This window comes from Flavobacterium sp. K5-23 (assembly GCF_023278045.1).
In the GTDB taxonomy this organism is placed as follows: Bacteria; Bacteroidota; Bacteroidia; order Flavobacteriales; family Flavobacteriaceae; genus Flavobacterium.
Window position 1 is genome coordinate 1,017,278 of the sequence record NZ_CP056783.1, and the last position, 17,805, is coordinate 1,035,082.

The window sequence follows — 17,805 nt, forward strand, 5'->3', positions numbered from 1 at the left end:
GTTTTTTCTGGTATATCCTTTTTAATTTTTATTACTTTTGGAACACAAAAAAATTTACCAATGAAAATTGTTTCATATAATGTAAACGGAATTCGGTCGGCTATTTCCAAAGGATTCATAGAGTGGTTACAACAATCTAATCCTGATGTGGTTTGCCTTCAGGAAATTAAAGCAACACCTGAACAGATTCCTTTATTGGATTTTGAACTTGCGGGGTATCCCTATCATTATTGGTTTCCAGCCACTAAAAAAGGATATAGCGGAGTTGCCATATTGTCTAAAATTAAACCCAATAAAGTGGTTTATGGTACCGGAATCGAACACATGGATTTTGAAGGTCGAAATGTTCGTGTCGATTTTGATGATCTATCTGTGATGAGCCTTTATTTGCCTTCAGGTACAAATAGCGAAAGATTGAATCATAAATTTATGTTTATGGATGACTTTCAAAATTATATTACGGATCTAAAAGCTACCATTCCTAATCTAGTTATCTGTGGGGATTACAACATTTGTCATGAAGCCATAGACATTCATGATCCAGTTAGAAATAAAAAAGTTTCAGGGTTTTTACCAGAAGAAAGAGCCTGGCTTGATGCTTTCTTGAATAATGGTTTTATAGATAGTTTCCGTTTTTTAAACAAAGAACCGGATAATTATACTTGGTGGACTGTTCGTGTTCCTACGGCAAGACTCAACAATAAAGGCTGGCGTATTGACTATTGTTTAGTTAGTGATTCAATGAAAGACAGAATAAAAAGAGCACTTATTTTACCGGAGGCAAAACATTCTGACCATTGTCCCGTTTTAGTAGAAATAGAATAACATTCAAATAAAAATAAATTCCCAAATAAAACTGTAAATATGATAAAAAAAATCTCTCTTGGATTGCTAGTTTTAGCATTGACTACATCCTGCGTTTCAAAGAAAATATACAATGATCTGGAAAGTAAGTATACTGATTTGAAAAAAGAAAATAGAAGTGTCGCAGATGAAAATGCGGATCTTTTAAAAGCTAAAAGTCAATTAGAAATTGAAAGAAACGCTTTAAAAGCCGATTTAAATAAAGCCAAATCAGAACGTGATAAATGGCTTGCTGATTATGGTGCTTTAAATAATAAAATGGATTTGTTGAAAGAGTCTTATAAGGCTTTAGAGAAAAACAGCAATGAATCTTTACAAATTAATATGAGTAAAAACCGTGATTTACTGGAGCAGTTAGATGCAAAAGGGAAAGCATTGGCTATTGAGCAAGAACGATTGAACAAGAGCGCACAAAGGCTACAGGAACTAGAATCTATGATTGCTTCTAAGGAAGCGGCTATGAAGAAGTTGAAAGAAACGCTTTCAAAAGCTTTGAATAGTTTTGAAGGAAAAGGATTGACAGTGGAGCAAAAAAACGGAAAAGTTTATGTGTCTATGGAAAACAAACTTCTTTTTAATTCCGGAAGCTATTCAGTAGGACCTGAAGGGAAAAAAGCGGTAGTGGAAGTAGGTAAAGTTCTAGGGGACAATCCTGATATTTCAGTTTTAATCGAAGGTCATACTGATGATGATGGATTTACAAGCTCAGGACCTATTGCAAACAATTGGGACTTGTCTACTAAAAGAGCAACTGCTATTGTTGCTATTTTAAGTGAAAACACTAAAGTCAACAAGAAAAATTTGACTGCGGCCGGAAGAAGTGAATTTTCGCCTTTAGCATCAAATGCAACTGCAGAGGGGAAAGCAAAAAATCGTAGAATTGAAATTATCCTAACGCCAAGATTAGACGAAATAGCTGAAATGCTGAATGAAATAAATTAAAAATTTTCAAAGTTACTAGTTACAAAGGTTCAGGGTTTTTACTCTGGACCTTTTCTTTTTTTTAAATACCTTTGAAGCTTAGAACCTATTGATATTACTAAAATGAAATATACTACACTACCTAATACTGATATAAAAGTTAGCAAAATTTGTCTTGGAACGATGACTTTTGGACAACAAAACACGGAAGCAGAAGGCCACGCCCAAATGGATTATGCCCTTGAAAACGGAGTTAACTTTTTTGACACTGCCGAGATGTATTCCATTCCTGCCAATAAAGACACTTACGGAAGCACCGAGAAAATTATTGGGACTTGGTTTAAGAAATCCGGGAAAAGATCAGCCATAGTTCTAGCTTCTAAAATTGCGGGACCTAATCCTAATTTTGGCTATATGAGAGATACTATGGATTTCTCTCCTTCGAGTATTAAAACTGCTTTGGATCAAAGTTTACAACGCCTTCAAACGGATTATATTGACTTGTATCAGCTGCATTGGCCGGAACGCAAAACGAATTACTTCGGGCAGCGTGGTTTTCATACACAGGATGATCAATGGGAAGATAACATTCATTCCGTATTGGAAACTTTGGACGGATTTATTAAAGAAGGAAAAATAAAACACATCGGTTTATCTAATGAAAATGCGTGGGGAATTATGCGTTTTCTTGAGGAAAACAAATACAATAATTTGCCTCGAATAAAAACAATTCAAAATCCATATTCGTTATTGAACAGGCTTTTTGAAAATGCCTCTGCTGAAATTTGCAGTAGAGAAAATGTAGGTTTGTTGGCGTATTCACCCATGGCTTTTGGTATTTTATCAGGTAAGTTTTTAACCGGGGAAAAACATCCAAAGGCGAGACTTACTTTGTTCCCTCAATACTCAAGATATAGCAGCGATCAATGTACCGAGGCTACTCGGTTGTACAATGAAATTGCCATTAAAAACGGTCTTAGTTTAACCGAATTGTCTTTGGCTTTTATAGAACAACAACCTTTCTTGACCAGTACTATTATTGGTGCTACAACATTGGAGCAATTAAAAGAAAACATTGACACGATAAATGTTACTCTTTCTAAAGAAGTTTTAAATGCTACTGATGCTGTCCAGGCGATAATCCCTGATCCGGCACCTTAATTAAATAGTATTTAATCGAGTTGTTTGTCATTTCGACAAAGGAAGAATCACACTTATGAGATTCCTCCTTTGTCGAAATCACAAAATAATAGCAAATTTAAACCTTTGCGAACTCTGTGGTTATATGCTAAAATTCATATTCCTTATCGACTTTCAAAGAATCAACAGCTGTTGTGTCCTGAACTCTTACTCTGATTAGGGATTTGGCAGGTCCTGAGATTGTTAATTTTTGAGATTTGTAAATGGTATCATCAATGGCTAATAGTCCCCTGCGAATCATAATGTTTATCAAGAAAGATTCTTGTTTTGTGGCGAAATCTTTTAAACTTCCCTGATCATTAAATTGATGCATAAATTTTCTTGGACTGGGAATTATTCGAGCGAGATATAAACATTCATTTAATGTTAAATCTAGTGGGCGTTTCTGAAAATAGAATTGACTCGCTTCTCCAATTCCATATACATTAGGCCCCCATTCAATAATGTTGAAATACACCTCAAGCATACGCTCTTTGCTAGTTATTCGATTATTTTCCAAAATGTAAACCAATAGTATTTCTTCTAGTTTTCTAGAGAGTGTTTTCTCGCGGGTAAGAAATGCGTTTTTAACTAGTTGCATACTAATGGTACTGGCTCCGCGGGAGAATTTTTTAGTTTTTATATTTTTAATAATGGATTGCTTGAATGCTTCACTAATAAAACCATTATGGGAAAAGAAAGAAGGGTCCTCTGTGGTCAAGACACATTTTCTTAAGTAGGGAGAAATTTGATCTAACGGAGTGAAATTTGGGTTGGAAGCACCTATAAATACTGGGCGTTGCAACACATTTTTAATTATGGCTCTATACATGAATTCACCGTTGAGTTTATTTAGATTAGCCTCGCCGTATTTTGTGATTTTTAATTTTTCTTTTTTCAAGTTGCTGTTGAAAACCAGGTCGTTTGCGTTGTTTTTGTTGAACTTGAAATCTAATTTATATTCAAAACTGCCTTCTGCTTCCATTCCTTGAAAATTGGTAAATAAACCGTCAGGGAGAGAGGAAATGAAATCTTGCGCTTTCATTTTCGGGATAGCCACTTTTAGTTTGTAGACCGTATCCGATTCTGTATCGTAAGAAACATAAGGATGAAATTTTATTTTGTTGAATTGTACGGTCGAACTACTGTCAATCGAAATAAAATCAGAGCCTAATAGGAAGCGATAGTCAAATCTAGCATTTTTTATAAGGACATCCTTGTTGGCTATTTTCGAATGGTTTATTCTTAGGTTGGTTATAGACGTAAAACCGTCAATATGTAGTTCTCCTCCGCTGCGATCAATGTTTTGGATGTTCAGTCTTATGGAGTCAAAACTAGAGCTTAAATTATAGCGTTCGTCAAAATAAGGAACCTTGATAGCGCCTGTATCAATATTAAAGAATCGGAGGTCTGCTTTTTCATTTCTTGGATCTGCGAGTCCTTTAATTTTCCATCGCTGTGTAAAAGTGTTGGTTTGAATGTTAATGTCGGTTTCCAATTCTTTGTTTTTCAACACTAATTTTTGGATGGCTATAGTCGCTTTCTTACCATTATCATCCAGTTTGAAAGTTAGGTTTTCAAGTCGCATATCTGTTGGCACTAGATTTAGCGCTTTGGAAATAATTCGATAAGCAAACTTGGCATAATCTCTTCTTTCGTTAATCAGAGACTCTTTGTTGTCTTTGTTCAAAAAGGCGTCAAAATTTTTAATATCCCCTTTTTTTATAAGTTGGATAAGACCATTTTTAATTTCTAAAGTTCCCAGTTGAATGTCTCCCGTTAGTAGTTTATAGACATTTATGCTGCTTTTTAAGTTTTGAATTTTAAAAAGAGTGTCGGCGTTTTTAGGGGCTAATATTATTTCTTTCAATTGGAAGCCTGAAAACCCAACAAAACTCGCTTCTTTCACGGTTAAAATGCTGTTATAGTCTCTTTCGATCCTTTTAGCTGTTTTTGCAATTGCCTCTTTTAAGATGGCGTCCCTAAACAAGAAAAACACACTAATTAGTAGAACTATGAAAACTGCAATTATTTTTAATGCTATTATTGTTTTTTGTTTTCTGGTTCTCATAGGTGTTTTATCGTTTTAATCTGCGGAATACTCCTAATGTCACAAAGTACAAAGGCAAATTTAAAAGAATAGTTTGAATTTAGTTTCCAAAGCCTCATAATCTTTTAGGTATAAAAAAACCACAACACTTATTAAGTTGTGGCTTTTTTTAAAATAGTAAATCAAATCAATTGACTTTATTTTTGCTTGCTTTGAATTTCAATTAGTGGTTGTAGAATTGTTTTACTTTGGCCACAATCTGATTAGAAGTCATATTGTCTGACGTTTCAACAGTAAGTGATTTACCAGCTTTTGCTGATTTATCTTCGTTGATTTTCTGTTGTAGTTTGTTTTTGGTTTCGGCTGGACCAAAAAGATATAGCTCGTCAGACCCATCCACTGTAGAGACGACGTCTTTTAGAAAGTTATTCATTTGGTGTTTTCTTCTTTCTTCAAAAGTCTTATCTGAGTTGATATGTTGATTTCCTTGAAAACTTCCTTTGTCGCCTTCTTTATCATGGTACACTTTGTTTTCCAAATCAGATTGCACTTCGCATACAAATTCCTTTCCGTCATTTAAAGTTACGATGACTGCTTTTGTTGAATCAATCCATATACCTGTTTGCTTTTTCATGTTTTTTATTTTTAGGTTAAATGTGTCTTTTTGTTCATTTCTAAATTATAATGAGTGAAGAATTCAGTGCATTATTTTCACGAAGATAAAAGTTCGCTTATTCTGCTTATCAATACGTGTTCCGACTTGTTTTTTCTCGCAAATGATTTTGCAATAGCGTTTGCAGTTTTAAGTATCAATTCGTTTACTGATGGCGTAAATAAGCTACTGTGTATTTTTTTAAAAATGTCTAAATCAATCAGTACCTGATCCATTTCACAATCATTCTCTACAAGCCAATCAAATACAATTTCTATTTGGTACGCACTGTCGGAGCCAAAGATGTCATGCGTGTTTTCTAATGGCAACCATTCTGATTTTATGATTTCTTTGAGTTTTATAATTTCTTCCTCGCGCACATTTTTATCAACTGAAGCGATGCCGTAAAAAAGCTTGCCTAGTTGCTGGTAGAAACGAACCATTGTTTTGTCTGATGGATTCATTTTGAAAGGATTAATTGGAAATGTTAGATTATAAAGTTACAAATAAAAGGAGCGAAATTTGTTAAAAAAAAGCCATAAATAGTTAATTGTCAACAGACAACTCTATTTATGGCTTTTTTTAATTTCTTATTTCCGAGTTCTACTAGACGTAGATGTTTTATTTATTCTAACTGTAAATGAATTTTTATTCAAATAACATACTTGCCACATCTTCAATTTTAGCAACAAGTTGAATTTTAATTCCGGTATTTTTAAGTGTAATTTTATTGTATTTCGAAACGAAAATGGTAGAAAACCCCAGTTTTTCAGCTTCCTGGATGCGTTGATCTACTCTGTTCACCGGCCTGATTTCACCTGATAAACCAACTTCTCCCGCAAAACAAAAATCTTTATTAACGGGGATGTCCTCATTAGATGATAATATAGCTGCTACTACTGCTAAATCAATGGCTGGATCATCTACAGATATTCCTCCGGTAATGTTCAGGAAAACATCTTTGGCTCCTAATCGGAAGCCGGCACGTTTTTCTAATACGGCTAATATCATATTTAATCTTTTGGCATTATATCCTGTAGTACTACGCTGTGGTGTACCGTAAACTGCGGTGCTTACTAAAGCTTGTATTTCAAGCATCAGTGGGCGCATCCCTTCTATGGTAGTGGCAATGGCAGTCCCTGAAAGTTGTTCGTCTTTATGTGAAATTAAGATCTCAGAAGGATTAGATACTTCTCTTAAACCGTTGCCCAGCATTTCATAAATTCCTATTTCGGCTGTGGAACCAAATCGGTTTTTTAAGGAACGCAGAATGCGATAGACATGGTTTCTATCCCCTTCAAATTGCAAAACGGTGTCTACCATGTGCTCCAATATTTTTGGCCCTGCGATGTTTCCATCTTTTGTTATGTGACCTATAAGAATCACGGGAATATTAGTTTCCTTAGCAAATTTTATAAGCTCAGCCGTAGTTTCACGTATTTGAGAAATACTTCCGGGTGTAGAATCTATATAATCAGTATGAAGTGTTTGAATCGAATCTATGATTACAATCTCGGGTTGGATAGCTTCAATTTGTTTGAAAATATTTTGTGTTTTTGTTTCAGTAAGGATATAGCAATTATCCCCATTTGGGGTGATTCTTTCCGCACGCATTTTAATCTGCTTTTGACTTTCCTCTCCTGATACGTATAATGTTTTGTATGGTAGTTTGAGCGAAATTTGGAGTAACAATGTGCTTTTCCCAATCCCGGGTTCTCCACCTAAAAGAATTAAAGAGCCAGGAACTATTCCGCCACCAAGTACGCGATTAAGCTCGCCATCAGTGGTGTTCATTCGGATTTCTTGAGCCGAATCAATTTCGTTAATTCTTAACGGTTTTGGTGATTTACCTTGTGTGGGTGATTCTGTTTTCCAAGCTGATTTTTCCTGTTTTTGGATGATTTCCTCAGCAATGGTATTCCATTCTTTACAGGAATTGCATTGACCTTGCCATTTGGCATATTGGGTGCCGCAATTCTGGCAAAAGAAGGAAGTTTTAATTTTTGACATTATTTTTTCTGTGTTAAGCTTTTCATTTCGTCGTATTTCTCATACATCATATCCTTGGTTAAACCTCCAATTTCTTCAGCTTGAGACGCGCTTTGGAATTTTTTCATTGCTCTTTTTGCATCTCCGTTTTTTTCATACATCAAGCCTAAATAATAATCGCCAAGCATCGATTTTGGATAGTATTTGTTGGCGATTTCAGCTAATTTATCGAAATCGTTAAATGCATTATTTTTTAGAATTGCAGCTTCTATAGCTTTAAAATCATTGATTCGTACCGGGATTCTTAAACCTGTTTTTTTAAATAAGTCGTCATATCTGTTAATCAGATAATCAGCATATCCACTTTGAAGAACAACAATTTTATCTGAATATTCAGTTGAAGAAATAGGTTTGTAAGTTCCGAAAATTTGATACAGAGCACTTGGAATTGAAAAAAGGACTAAAGAATAGTGTGTTGCATCTTTAAAGGAATCATATTTAAAGTTTAAATAAGGATTTTCTACTGCCTTTATGTTTCCATCCAGGTTTTTTATGGGTTCAAGAAGTTGAGGTATGTCACTATCGCCTGAAGAAAGGTAATAGAAAACGGGTTGTTTTAAATTAGCTAATTTTTCCGGAATTCTAGTTTCCATTTGTGTGGCAAGTTCAGGGCTTAACGAAATAAAAGCATTAAATAAAGGGACGTCTTTATAAAGGAAAAAATTTAAAAAACCAGCAGTAGTATCGTGTCCAGCAATAATTCGGAAAGGGGCAACGCGGTATTTTTTTTCGATATAAGGAATCAATTCGCCTGCAACAAACTCAAAAAACATTGCCCCTTTTTTAACGGGCAAGCCAGTTGCGGTGTCGAAACTACTATCAGAATATCGCTCCCCGTTTTTATTTTGATTTACACTTACAATAATCATTTCAGGTAAATCATCCCAATAGGCACCATAAGTTAAAGCTCCATTAAAAGGATCGAATAAATATTCGCCGTCTAATAAAAAAAGTAAGGGGTATTTCTTAGTCTGGTTTTGGTTATAGGAAGCGGGTAGCGCTATTGATATTTCTCTTTTTTCACCTAATTTATAAGAGTCGAATGTTTCTGTGTTTTTTTGTGAAAATACTGAAATGCAAAAGAAAAATAAAAGGGTTATCTGTTTCATAATTTTGGGGTATTAGAAATTGAAATCGTATTTTAAACGGAACAGCTAATATAATACTTTAATTTGCTTCTAGGATATAACAAGATATGTTTAAGAGATTGATACTTTGTGGCAATATCTTATAATAAAAAAACACTCCCCGAAAACTAAATATAGTTTCGGGGAGTGTTAAAGATTATGATTTTCAATAGTTTAAGTCAGGGTGTTGTCTTTCTCGTTCGGGAATATAATCCAAGGCTTGAAAGTTTTTGCTTCCTCAAATTCCAAAGTTGCATAAGAGATGATAATTATAATGTCATCTTTTTGAACTCTTCTGGCTGCAGGTCCGTTAAGGGTGATTTCTCCAGAATTTTTCTCTCCTTTTATGGCGTAGGTGTCAAAGCGTTCTCCATTGTTGATGTTAACAATAGATACTTTTTCGCCTTCAATAATGTTAGAAGCTTCGAGTAAGGTTTCGTCAATAGTAATACTTCCGATATAATTTAAATCGGCTCCAGTTACTTTTACACGGTGAATTTTGGATTTTAAAACTTGAATTTGCATACTACAAAATTATATTAATTTAATGAAATTGTATCTATCAATCTAATATTATTGATAAATACGGCAATAAATGCGCGGTATTTTTTATTTTGGGTTTTTCTGACACAAGGCAATAGCGTTGCTTCATCGGCAATTTGAAAATATTCTAAGGTAAAATGTTCGTTTTTTTCAAACGTTTTAATAACCCATTCCGATACTTCTTTGGCGCTATTTGTTTCAAATTTTTCTTTGGCTAAAGCCAAAGTTTTATAGATCACAGCAGCCTCTTCTCTTTCGTTTGCAGTTAAGCGTTCGTTCCTGGAACTCATCGCCAGTTGGTTGGATTCCCGATATATAGGACAACCAATAACATTGACTTTTAGAGAACTTTTAGAAACCATTTTCTTGACAATTTGTAATTGTTGAAAATCCTTTTCGCCAAAATAAGCGTTTGTGGGAGTGACAATTTCGAACAAGCGTTTTACTATAGTTCCCACACCGTCAAAATGGCCTGGTCTGAATTTTCCTTCCATTTGGTTTTCCAATCCGTCAAAATCAAATGGATGTGATAGTATGCTTCCTTCATAAATGTCATCAACTGTTGGTGCAAATAAAATAATTTGATCGCTTAAGGTTGAGATTTTTCTGATATCATCTTCTAAGGTTCGGGGGTATTTATCAAGATCCTCCTTGTTGTTGAATTGGGTAGGGTTTACAAAAATACTTACAACAGTACTGTCATTTTCTAACAATGATTTTTGCATCAGTGACAGGTGTCCTTGGTGCAAAGCGCCCATAGTTGGGACAAATCCGATTTTGAAATTAGTGGTTCCGATAGATTTTAAATGATCTATTAAAGCTACTTTTTCATAGAAAATATGCATGACTGTTTTATTAAAATTAAGTGCAAACATAATATTTTAGTTAATAACTGCATAAATTTTTGTAATTTTGCGTGGTTTTTATTACCAATAAACTAAGTAAATTACAATATGAAAGATAAGAGGATATTATACGTATCATCTGAGGTGGTGCCTTATCTGGCTGAAAATGAGGTTTCTTTAATGTCTTACGATGTTCCAAAGATGGTGAATGATCAAGGCGGACAGATTAGAATTTTTATGCCGAGATATGGGAATATAAATGAAAGAAGACACCAATTACATGAAGTAATCAGACTTTCAGGGATGAATTTGGTTGTTAATGATCTTGATATGCCATTGATAATTAAAGTGGCATCTATTCCTAAAGAAAGAATTCAGGTGTATTTTATTGATAACGATGAATACTTTAAAAGGAAAGCAACTTTTACAGATGAAGATGGAGTGATGTATCCAGATAATGATGAACGTGCTATTTTCTTTGCAAAAGGAGTTGTAGAAACGGTTAAGAAACTCAACTGGGTTCCTGATATTATTCATGTTCATGGATGGATGGCTTCAATGTTGCCTATTTATATGAAGCATTATTATAAAAATGAAGCTTTGTTTTCAGACACTAAAATTATTACTTCAGTTTACAGTCAGTCTTTTGACGGTACTTTAGATGCGGGTATGATTAATAAAGTTGAAATGGATGGAATTCCTGCGGATGCCATTGAGGATTTAAAAACTCCTGACTATGAGAATATTATAAAAGCTTCTATTAAGCATTCTGATGCTGTAATTGTTGCTTCAGATAGTTTGTCTCCAAGTTTAACAAAATTTATAGAATCTTCAGGGAAACCTTTTTTACCTTTCGCTCCGAAAGATGGATTCGCGGAAGCGTATACCAACTTTTATTTAAACGAGGTTCTGTAAATTAAACTTTTATTATTAAATATGTACAATAATTCTTCTGTTAAGAAAATTCTTTTATTAGCAAGTGTCGTTCTTTTATGTTCTTGTGATAAAGATTATAATACCATAGGTGATGGTTTAATAGGTGGTGAAAACTTTGGTTTTGATAAGTATACTTCCGAAGTCGTTGCCTATAATCAAAAAATAACCCCTGTACAGTCTAATGATTTGCCAATAAATGCTTTAGGTATTTATGACGATCCTGCTTTTGGAAAAACTACCGCTAATTTTGCTACTCAAGTATCTTTGGAAACATTGAGCCCAACTATTGGTACTAACCCTGTTATTGAAAGTGTTGTTTTGACAATTCCTTATTTTGTAGATGCTACTCAAACAGTAGTATTAGCTGATGGAAATAGAACCTATGTGTTAGATTCAATTTACGGGTCTAGTAGTGCAAAGTTGAAATTAGGTGTTTATGAGTCTGGTTATTTTATGAGAGATCAGGATCCTTTAACTGGATTTGTTGAAAAGCAGAAATTCTTTACGGATCAAAACGCAGCTTTTGATAATGCTAAAGTTGGTAACAGATTAAACGATGATATTGCTAAATCCCAGAATGACGAGTTTTTCTTTGATGCAGCAGAATACCGTGAAACTACAACCGTTGATGGCGTTACTAAAACGACAGCTACTGTGCCTGGAATGCGATTAAGTTTAAATAAGAGCTTTTTTGCTTCAAAAATTTTAAATGCCCCTGCCGCTAAATTATCTTCACTTGATGTTTTTAAAGATTATTTTAGAGGGTTGTATTTTAAAGTTGAAAATTCAGGAACTAGTGCAGGAAATTTATCTATGCTGAATTTTAAAGCGGGTAAAATTACCATTAAATATAAAGAAGATACCTCTACTACTGATAATACAAAAGTAGAAAAAACTATAGTTCTTAAACTTGAAGGGAATACAGTAAGTCTTTTAACTCAAAGTAATAGCAATGTTTCTTATGAGAATGCAACAAACACAGCTAATATCAATAGAACTAGTGGTGATAAGAAATTATTTCTAAAGGGTGGAGAAGGTTCAATGGCAATCTTGGAATTATTTGGACCTGATGCTGACAACAATGGTGTTGCTGATGAATTAGAATTAATTAAGAATAAAGGATGGTTGATAAATGAAGCAAATCTTGTTTTTCATATTGATGCTAACACTATGGCAAACAGTTTTGAGCCACAAAGAATCTATCTATATGATCTAAATAATAATAGACCAGTTATAGATTATGATTATGATGGTACTTCAGGTGCTGCTAAACATAATGTTAAAACATTACACGGTGGAATAATTACTAAATCAACAGCGGCTAACGGTAGAGGTTTGACTTATAAGATCAGAATTACGAATCAAGTACGTAATCTTATTAAAAAAGATTCTACAAATGTAAAATTAGGTCTTGTTGTAACTGAAGATATTGGTATTATTACTTCTAATTATTTGAACACTTCAAATTCTTATATTTCTAGAGTGCCAAAAGCATCTGTAATGAATCCCTTAGGGACTGTTTTATTTGGAAATAATATACTTACAAATGATCCAGATTATGCTAAGAGATTAAAACTTGAAATTATTTATACAAAACTTAATTAAACTAAATTATGTGTGGAATTGTAGGATATATAGGCCATAGAGAAGCTTATCCAATTGTTATTAAGGGTTTGAAAAGACTTGAATATAGAGGTTATGATAGTGCTGGTGTTATGTTGTATGATGGTAAAGATCTAAAAGTTTGTAAGACTAAAGGAAAGGTTGTAGATCTTGAAACTAAAGCTGATAAAGAATTAAAAACAAATGGAACTATAGGAATAGGTCACACTCGATGGGCGACACATGGTGTGCCTAATGACGTGAATTCTCATCCTCATACTTCTAATTCAGGTGATTTAGTAATAATTCATAACGGAATTATTGAAAATTACGGTCCTTTGAAGTTGGAATTAATCAAAAGAGGGTATGTTTTCCATTCGGATACAGACACTGAAGTTTTGGTTAATCTTATTGAAGAAATTCAAAAAAACGAAAACATTAAATTAGGTCATGCGGTTCAATTGGCATTAAATCAAGTTGTAGGTGCTTATGCAATTGCAGTATTTGATAAAAAAAATCCAGATGAAATTGTTGTAGCTCGTTTAGGAAGTCCTTTAGCAATAGGAATAGGAGAAGGAGAGTATTTTATTGCTTCTGATGCTTCACCTTTTATCGAATACACATCTAACGCTATTTATTTAGAAGATGGTGAAATGGCTAATATCAGACTTCATAAAGTTTTGGAAGTTAGAAAAATTAAAGATGATTCATTAGTTGATCCTTATATTCAAGAACTTCAAATGAATTTGGAGCAAATTGAGAAGGGAGGCTATGAGCATTTTATGTTAAAAGAGATATATGAGCAGCCAAGTGTAATAAAAGATACTTATAGAGGGAGATTACATGCAAATGAAGGAATAATTCAAATGTCTGGGGTTGAGGATAATTTAGAAAAATTCTTAAACGCTGACAGGATTATTATTATTGCTTGTGGAACTTCTTGGCATGCTGGTTTAGTAGCCGAATATATTTTTGAAGAGTTTGCTCGCATCCCAGTAGAGGTTGAGTATGCTTCTGAATTTAGATATAGAAATCCAATTATAAACAGTCGTGATGTAGTTATCGCTATTTCTCAATCAGGAGAGACAGCTGATACTATGGCTGCAATTAAATTGGCAAAAGAAAATGGTGCTTTTGTTTTTGGTGTTTGTAACGTTGTGGGTTCTTCTATTTCTAGGGAAAGTCATGCTGGAGCTTATACGCATGCAGGACCTGAAATAGGTGTAGCATCTACAAAAGCTTTTACCACTCAAATTACTGTTTTGACTATGATAGCTTTGCGTTTAGCAAAAGCTAAAGGGACTTTATCGCAATCAGATTTTCATATGTATTTACAGGAGTTGGAATTAATTCCAGAGAAAGTTAAAGAAGCATTGGAAACTAATGATAAAGCTAAAGAAATAGCGGCTATTTTTAAAGACGCGCCTAACTGTCTGTATTTGGGGAGAGGTTATAACTTCCCGGTAGCTTTAGAAGGAGCGTTGAAGCTTAAAGAGATTTCATATATACATGCTGAGGGTTATCCTGCTGCTGAAATGAAACACGGACCTATTGCTCTTATAGACGAGCATATGCCTGTGGTTGTTATTGCTCCTAAGCAAGGACATTATGATAAAGTTGTGAGTAACATACAGGAAATCAAATCCAGAAGCGGAAGAATTATAGCTGTAGTTACTAAAGGAGATACGCAAGTACGTGATTTAGCGGATTATGTGATTGAGATTCCTGAAACTTCAGATGCTCTATCTCCATTAATTACAACAATTCCATTGCAACTATTGTCTTATCATATTGCTGTTATGAGAGGTTGTAATGTGGATCAACCCCGTAATTTAGCTAAGTCTGTTACTGTAGAGTAATATCTTAATATTGTTTTAAAATGAAAGCGCTCACCTTGTGAGCGCTTTTTTTATGGCATAAATTTCATATGTTGTGAATTATTATGATATATGTAATTATAGTCTTAAAAATTATATGTATGCATAGTAAATTACTAAAATTAATGTGTAAAATACATTAATCCTTTAAGGAATAATAATGTGATATATTCATTTATGTGATTAGAACTATGATAATTATTAATTTTTTTTAACGTTTTTTTAATAATATTAAAAATAATTGTAATTTGGCAACTTAAACCAACAAATATTTAACTAAATGAGAGTGTATTTACTATTTATGTCATTGTTTTTTTGCAGCATTACTTTTGCTCAAAGTTCAATTTCGGGTGTTGTCACAGATGCTGGCAATCAACCAATTTTTGGCGCCAACATCAAAATTTCTGGTGATAATGCTGGTGCAGTTACTAATGCTGATGGACAATTTACTTTAAGTTCGTCTAAAAAACTTCCTTGGACAATTACTATTTCAAGTGTGGGGTACGAGTCTAAAAAATTGACCGTTACTTCAAACAACCAAAAAGTATCAGTACTACTTGAGGACGAAGAAACTAAATTAGATGAGATTGTAGTTTCTGCGTCAAGAACTCCAGAGCGTGTTTTTGAATCTCCGGTTACCATTGAAAGAATGGGAATTGCTGATATTAAGAAAACAGCTTCTGCTTCTTATTATGATGGTTTGGAAAACTTAAAAGAGGTTCAGATGAACACGAGTAGTTTGTCTTTTAAATCGATCAACACACGTGGTTTTGCTACAGTGGCTAATACTCGTTTTATGCAGTTAGTGGATGGAATGGATAACTCTTCTCCTTTGTTGAACTTTGTTCTTGGGAATATGATTGGTATTTCTGAAATTGATGTTCAAAGTGTGGAATTGTTACCTGGAGCATCTTCTGCTTTGTATGGTGCAAATGCATTCAACGGAATTTTATTTATGAACAGTAAAAGTCCTTTTACAAGTCAAGGAATTACAGCTTACGCTAAATTTGGACAAACAAGCCAAAAAGCAGCGGGTAATAATGAGTATGTAGATTACGGAATTAGAATGGCGCATGCCTTTAGTCCAAAGTTAGCTGCAAAAGCAAATTTCACCTATATGAAAGGTACGGACTGGTACGCTACAAATTATGATGATAAAACGGTTGCTGGTAGAACAAGAGGGCATCATAATTATGATGGTATCAATACTTACGGGGATGAGGTAACTACAAATATTTATAACGTAGGACAGAAATTGGTTGCTGGTGGTCTATTGCCTTCAGGTCTTGCAAACTTGTTGCCAAAAGAAAATGTATCTAGAACAGGATATAATGAAACTGATTTAACGGATAATAAAGCAAGTAATACTAAAATTGATTTCTCTGTGCATTACAAGCCTTTCGCAAACGATGTGGAAGTGATTTGGCAAAGTAAATTTGGATACGGTAATGCTGTTTATCAAGGAGCGAATAGATATTATTTGAATAACTTCTTTATGCAACAACATAAGTTAGAGATAAAAGGTAAAAACTTTTTCGTAAGAGGATACACTACAACTGAAGATGGTGGAAAATCATACGATATGTTGTTTACTGGTATTAATATAAATAGACAGTGGAAAGATGATAATACATGGTTTGGTCAGTATGCGGGTGCATATTCTCAAGCTTTTGCAGGTTTATTTGGTTCGACTTACGCTGGTAATGCGGCCGCTTCTCATGCGTTTGCGCGTGGTGCTGCTCAAACAGGTAGATTAGTTCCTGGTACAACAGCATTTAACAATGCTTTTAATAAAGTAACTAATGAGGCTAGTGTTTTAAAAGGGTCTAAATTAGTTGATAATTCTAAAATTTATCATTCTGATGCTAACTACAACTTTAAAGACCTTATTGAGTTTGCTGAAATTCAAGTTGGGGGTTCTTACAGAGCTTATGAATTAAATTCTCATGGTAGAATTTATACTGATGCAAATGGACCGATTCTTTACAATGATTATGGTGCATATACACAAGTATCTAAAAAATTCATGGATGATCGTTTGAAATTCACGGGATCTATTCGTTATGACAAATCTCAAAATTTTGACGGGAACTATTCTCCAAGAGTTTCGTTTGTTTACACAGGTGGTGGTGATAAAAAACATAATTTCAGAACATCGTTTCAAACAGGTTTCAGAAATCCAACAACTCAAGATCAATACATCGGTTTTGATGTAGGTAACGCTATATTACTTGGTTCAGCTCCTGATAACTTAACTAGATTTAGTGAAACGAGACCTATTTTTACTGCTGCTGGACAGTTTTTGGCTGGAGGGAATAGTGTTGTGATTAATGGATTAAATGCTTATAATAACTCTTATACGGCTTCTTCTGTGGGTGCTTTTAGTGCTTTGGCAGGGACAAATATAATTGCCGCTTCTGCTTTATTAAGAAAAACAAATGTTTCTTTCGTTAAGCCTGAGCGTGTAAAAGCATTTGAAGCGGGATACAGATCTGTTGTAGAAGGATTTACAATAGATATCAATGGATATTATAACATTTATAATGACTTTATTGGAAACCTAAACGTAGTTGCTCCTCTATATGGTAAAGCAGTAGATTCTCCAAACCCTCTTCTAGGTAATGCGGATCCAGGTGCTCAAACCTTACACGCGCTTGGTAATGATAACTTTAGAGTGTTCCAGTTGTATACCAATACTAAAGTTGAAATTAATTCATTTGGTTTTGGTTTAGGATTGTCTAAAAAATTATTTGGAGATTTCGAGGCTGGATTGAACTATAACTTAGCTCAGTTTGATTTTGATCAAGCGCAAGATCCTAGTTTTGAGCCTGGATTCAATACGCCTAAGCATAGAGTTAAAGTGTCTTTCGGTAACGAAAAATTATTTGAGAACTTTGGATTTAATGTAAGTGGAAGATGGAATGATGAATATTTATGGCAATCTACAATGGTTGATGGAGTTATTCCTTCTGCTACAGTTGTTGATGCTCAAATCAATTATAATTTCCCTAAGTTGAAATCAACTCTTAAAGTAGGGGCTTCAAACATTGGTGGAAAAGAATACATGCAAGTATTGGGTGCTGGATTAATTGGGCAACAATATTTCGCTTCTTGGACTATCAATCCATAATTCTAGATTAAAAACTATTAGGAAAAACCA

At 34.0% G+C, this 17,805-nt stretch carries 14 protein-coding genes; 7 read left to right on the forward strand and 7 right to left on the reverse strand.

What is annotated here, in order from left to right:
- Window positions 1–60 precede the first annotated feature (60 nt).
- The 3 genes from FLAK523_RS04540 to FLAK523_RS04550 all read left to right on the forward strand — a co-directional run bounded on the left by FLAK523_RS04540 (window position 61) and on the right by FLAK523_RS04550 (window position 2,946).
- Window positions 61–825 (forward strand): exodeoxyribonuclease III, encoded by a 765-nt coding sequence (locus FLAK523_RS04540; protein ID WP_248906969.1) that lies wholly within the window; start codon window positions 61–63, stop codon window positions 823–825.
- 39 nt (window positions 826–864) lie between these two features.
- On the forward strand, window positions 865–1,806 hold the full coding sequence (locus tag FLAK523_RS04545; protein WP_248906971.1) for an OmpA family protein: 942 nt from the start codon (window positions 865–867) through the stop codon (window positions 1,804–1,806).
- A 102-nt stretch (window positions 1,807–1,908) separates the two neighbouring features.
- A complete protein-coding gene (locus FLAK523_RS04550) occupies window positions 1,909–2,946 on the forward strand; it encodes an aldo/keto reductase (RefSeq protein ID WP_248906973.1) in 1,038 nt (345 codons plus the stop codon).
- Window positions 2,947–3,073: 127 nt separating this feature from the next.
- Here the strand turns inward: FLAK523_RS04550 and FLAK523_RS04555 are convergent, their stop codons facing one another.
- The 7 genes from FLAK523_RS04555 to panC all read right to left on the reverse strand — a co-directional run bounded on the left by FLAK523_RS04555 (window position 3,074) and on the right by panC (window position 10,260).
- Complete coding sequence (locus tag FLAK523_RS04555) at window positions 3,074–5,035, reverse strand: transglycosylase domain-containing protein (RefSeq protein WP_248906975.1); 1,962 nt, start codon at window positions 5,033–5,035, stop codon at window positions 3,074–3,076.
- 202 nt (window positions 5,036–5,237) lie between these two features.
- Window positions 5,238–5,648: a hypothetical protein gene (locus tag FLAK523_RS04560; RefSeq protein WP_248906977.1), complete on the reverse strand. Its 411-nt coding sequence runs from the start codon at window positions 5,646–5,648 to the stop codon at window positions 5,238–5,240.
- A 77-nt stretch (window positions 5,649–5,725) separates the two neighbouring features.
- Window positions 5,726–6,130 carry a hypothetical protein gene (locus tag FLAK523_RS04565; RefSeq protein WP_248906978.1) on the reverse strand — a complete coding sequence of 135 codons (405 nt, stop codon included), beginning with the start codon at window positions 6,128–6,130 and terminating at the stop codon, window positions 5,726–5,728.
- Window positions 6,131–6,314: 184 nt separating this feature from the next.
- The gene (gene radA / locus FLAK523_RS04570; RefSeq protein ID WP_248906981.1) at window positions 6,315–7,676 is read right to left on the reverse strand and encodes a DNA repair protein RadA; all 1,362 of its coding nucleotides are present in this window, start codon (window positions 7,674–7,676) and stop codon (window positions 6,315–6,317) included.
- Complete coding sequence (locus FLAK523_RS04575; RefSeq protein WP_248906983.1) at window positions 7,676–8,824, reverse strand: alpha/beta hydrolase; 1,149 nt, start codon at window positions 8,822–8,824, stop codon at window positions 7,676–7,678. The genes radA and FLAK523_RS04575 overlap by 1 nt, the downstream gene beginning before the upstream one ends.
- A gap of 192 nt (window positions 8,825–9,016) precedes the next feature.
- On the reverse strand, window positions 9,017–9,367 hold the full coding sequence (panD, locus tag FLAK523_RS04580) for an aspartate 1-decarboxylase (RefSeq protein ID WP_248906985.1): 351 nt from the start codon (window positions 9,365–9,367) through the stop codon (window positions 9,017–9,019).
- A gap of 14 nt (window positions 9,368–9,381) precedes the next feature.
- Entirely contained in the window at window positions 9,382–10,260 is an 879-nt protein-coding gene (panC, locus tag FLAK523_RS04585) for a pantoate--beta-alanine ligase (protein ID WP_248906987.1), read from the reverse strand.
- 78 nt (window positions 10,261–10,338) lie between these two features.
- Here panC and FLAK523_RS04590 point away from each other — a divergent pair, with 78 nt between their 5' ends.
- The 4 genes from FLAK523_RS04590 to FLAK523_RS04605 all read left to right on the forward strand — a co-directional run bounded on the left by FLAK523_RS04590 (window position 10,339) and on the right by FLAK523_RS04605 (window position 17,775).
- Window positions 10,339–11,145, forward strand: a complete 807-nt coding sequence (locus FLAK523_RS04590; RefSeq protein ID WP_248906989.1) for a glycogen/starch synthase — start codon at window positions 10,339–10,341, stop codon at window positions 11,143–11,145.
- A 21-nt stretch (window positions 11,146–11,166) separates the two neighbouring features.
- On the forward strand, window positions 11,167–12,771 hold the full coding sequence (locus FLAK523_RS04595) for a DUF4270 domain-containing protein (RefSeq protein ID WP_248906991.1): 1,605 nt from the start codon (window positions 11,167–11,169) through the stop codon (window positions 12,769–12,771).
- An 8-nt stretch (window positions 12,772–12,779) separates the two neighbouring features.
- Window positions 12,780–14,627 carry a glutamine--fructose-6-phosphate transaminase (isomerizing) gene (glmS, locus tag FLAK523_RS04600; RefSeq protein ID WP_248906993.1) on the forward strand — a complete coding sequence of 616 codons (1,848 nt, stop codon included), beginning with the start codon at window positions 12,780–12,782 and terminating at the stop codon, window positions 14,625–14,627.
- Between the two features lie 298 nt (window positions 14,628–14,925).
- The gene (locus FLAK523_RS04605) at window positions 14,926–17,775 is read left to right on the forward strand and encodes a TonB-dependent receptor (RefSeq protein WP_248906995.1); all 2,850 of its coding nucleotides are present in this window, start codon (window positions 14,926–14,928) and stop codon (window positions 17,773–17,775) included.
- Window positions 17,776–17,805 lie beyond the last annotated feature (30 nt).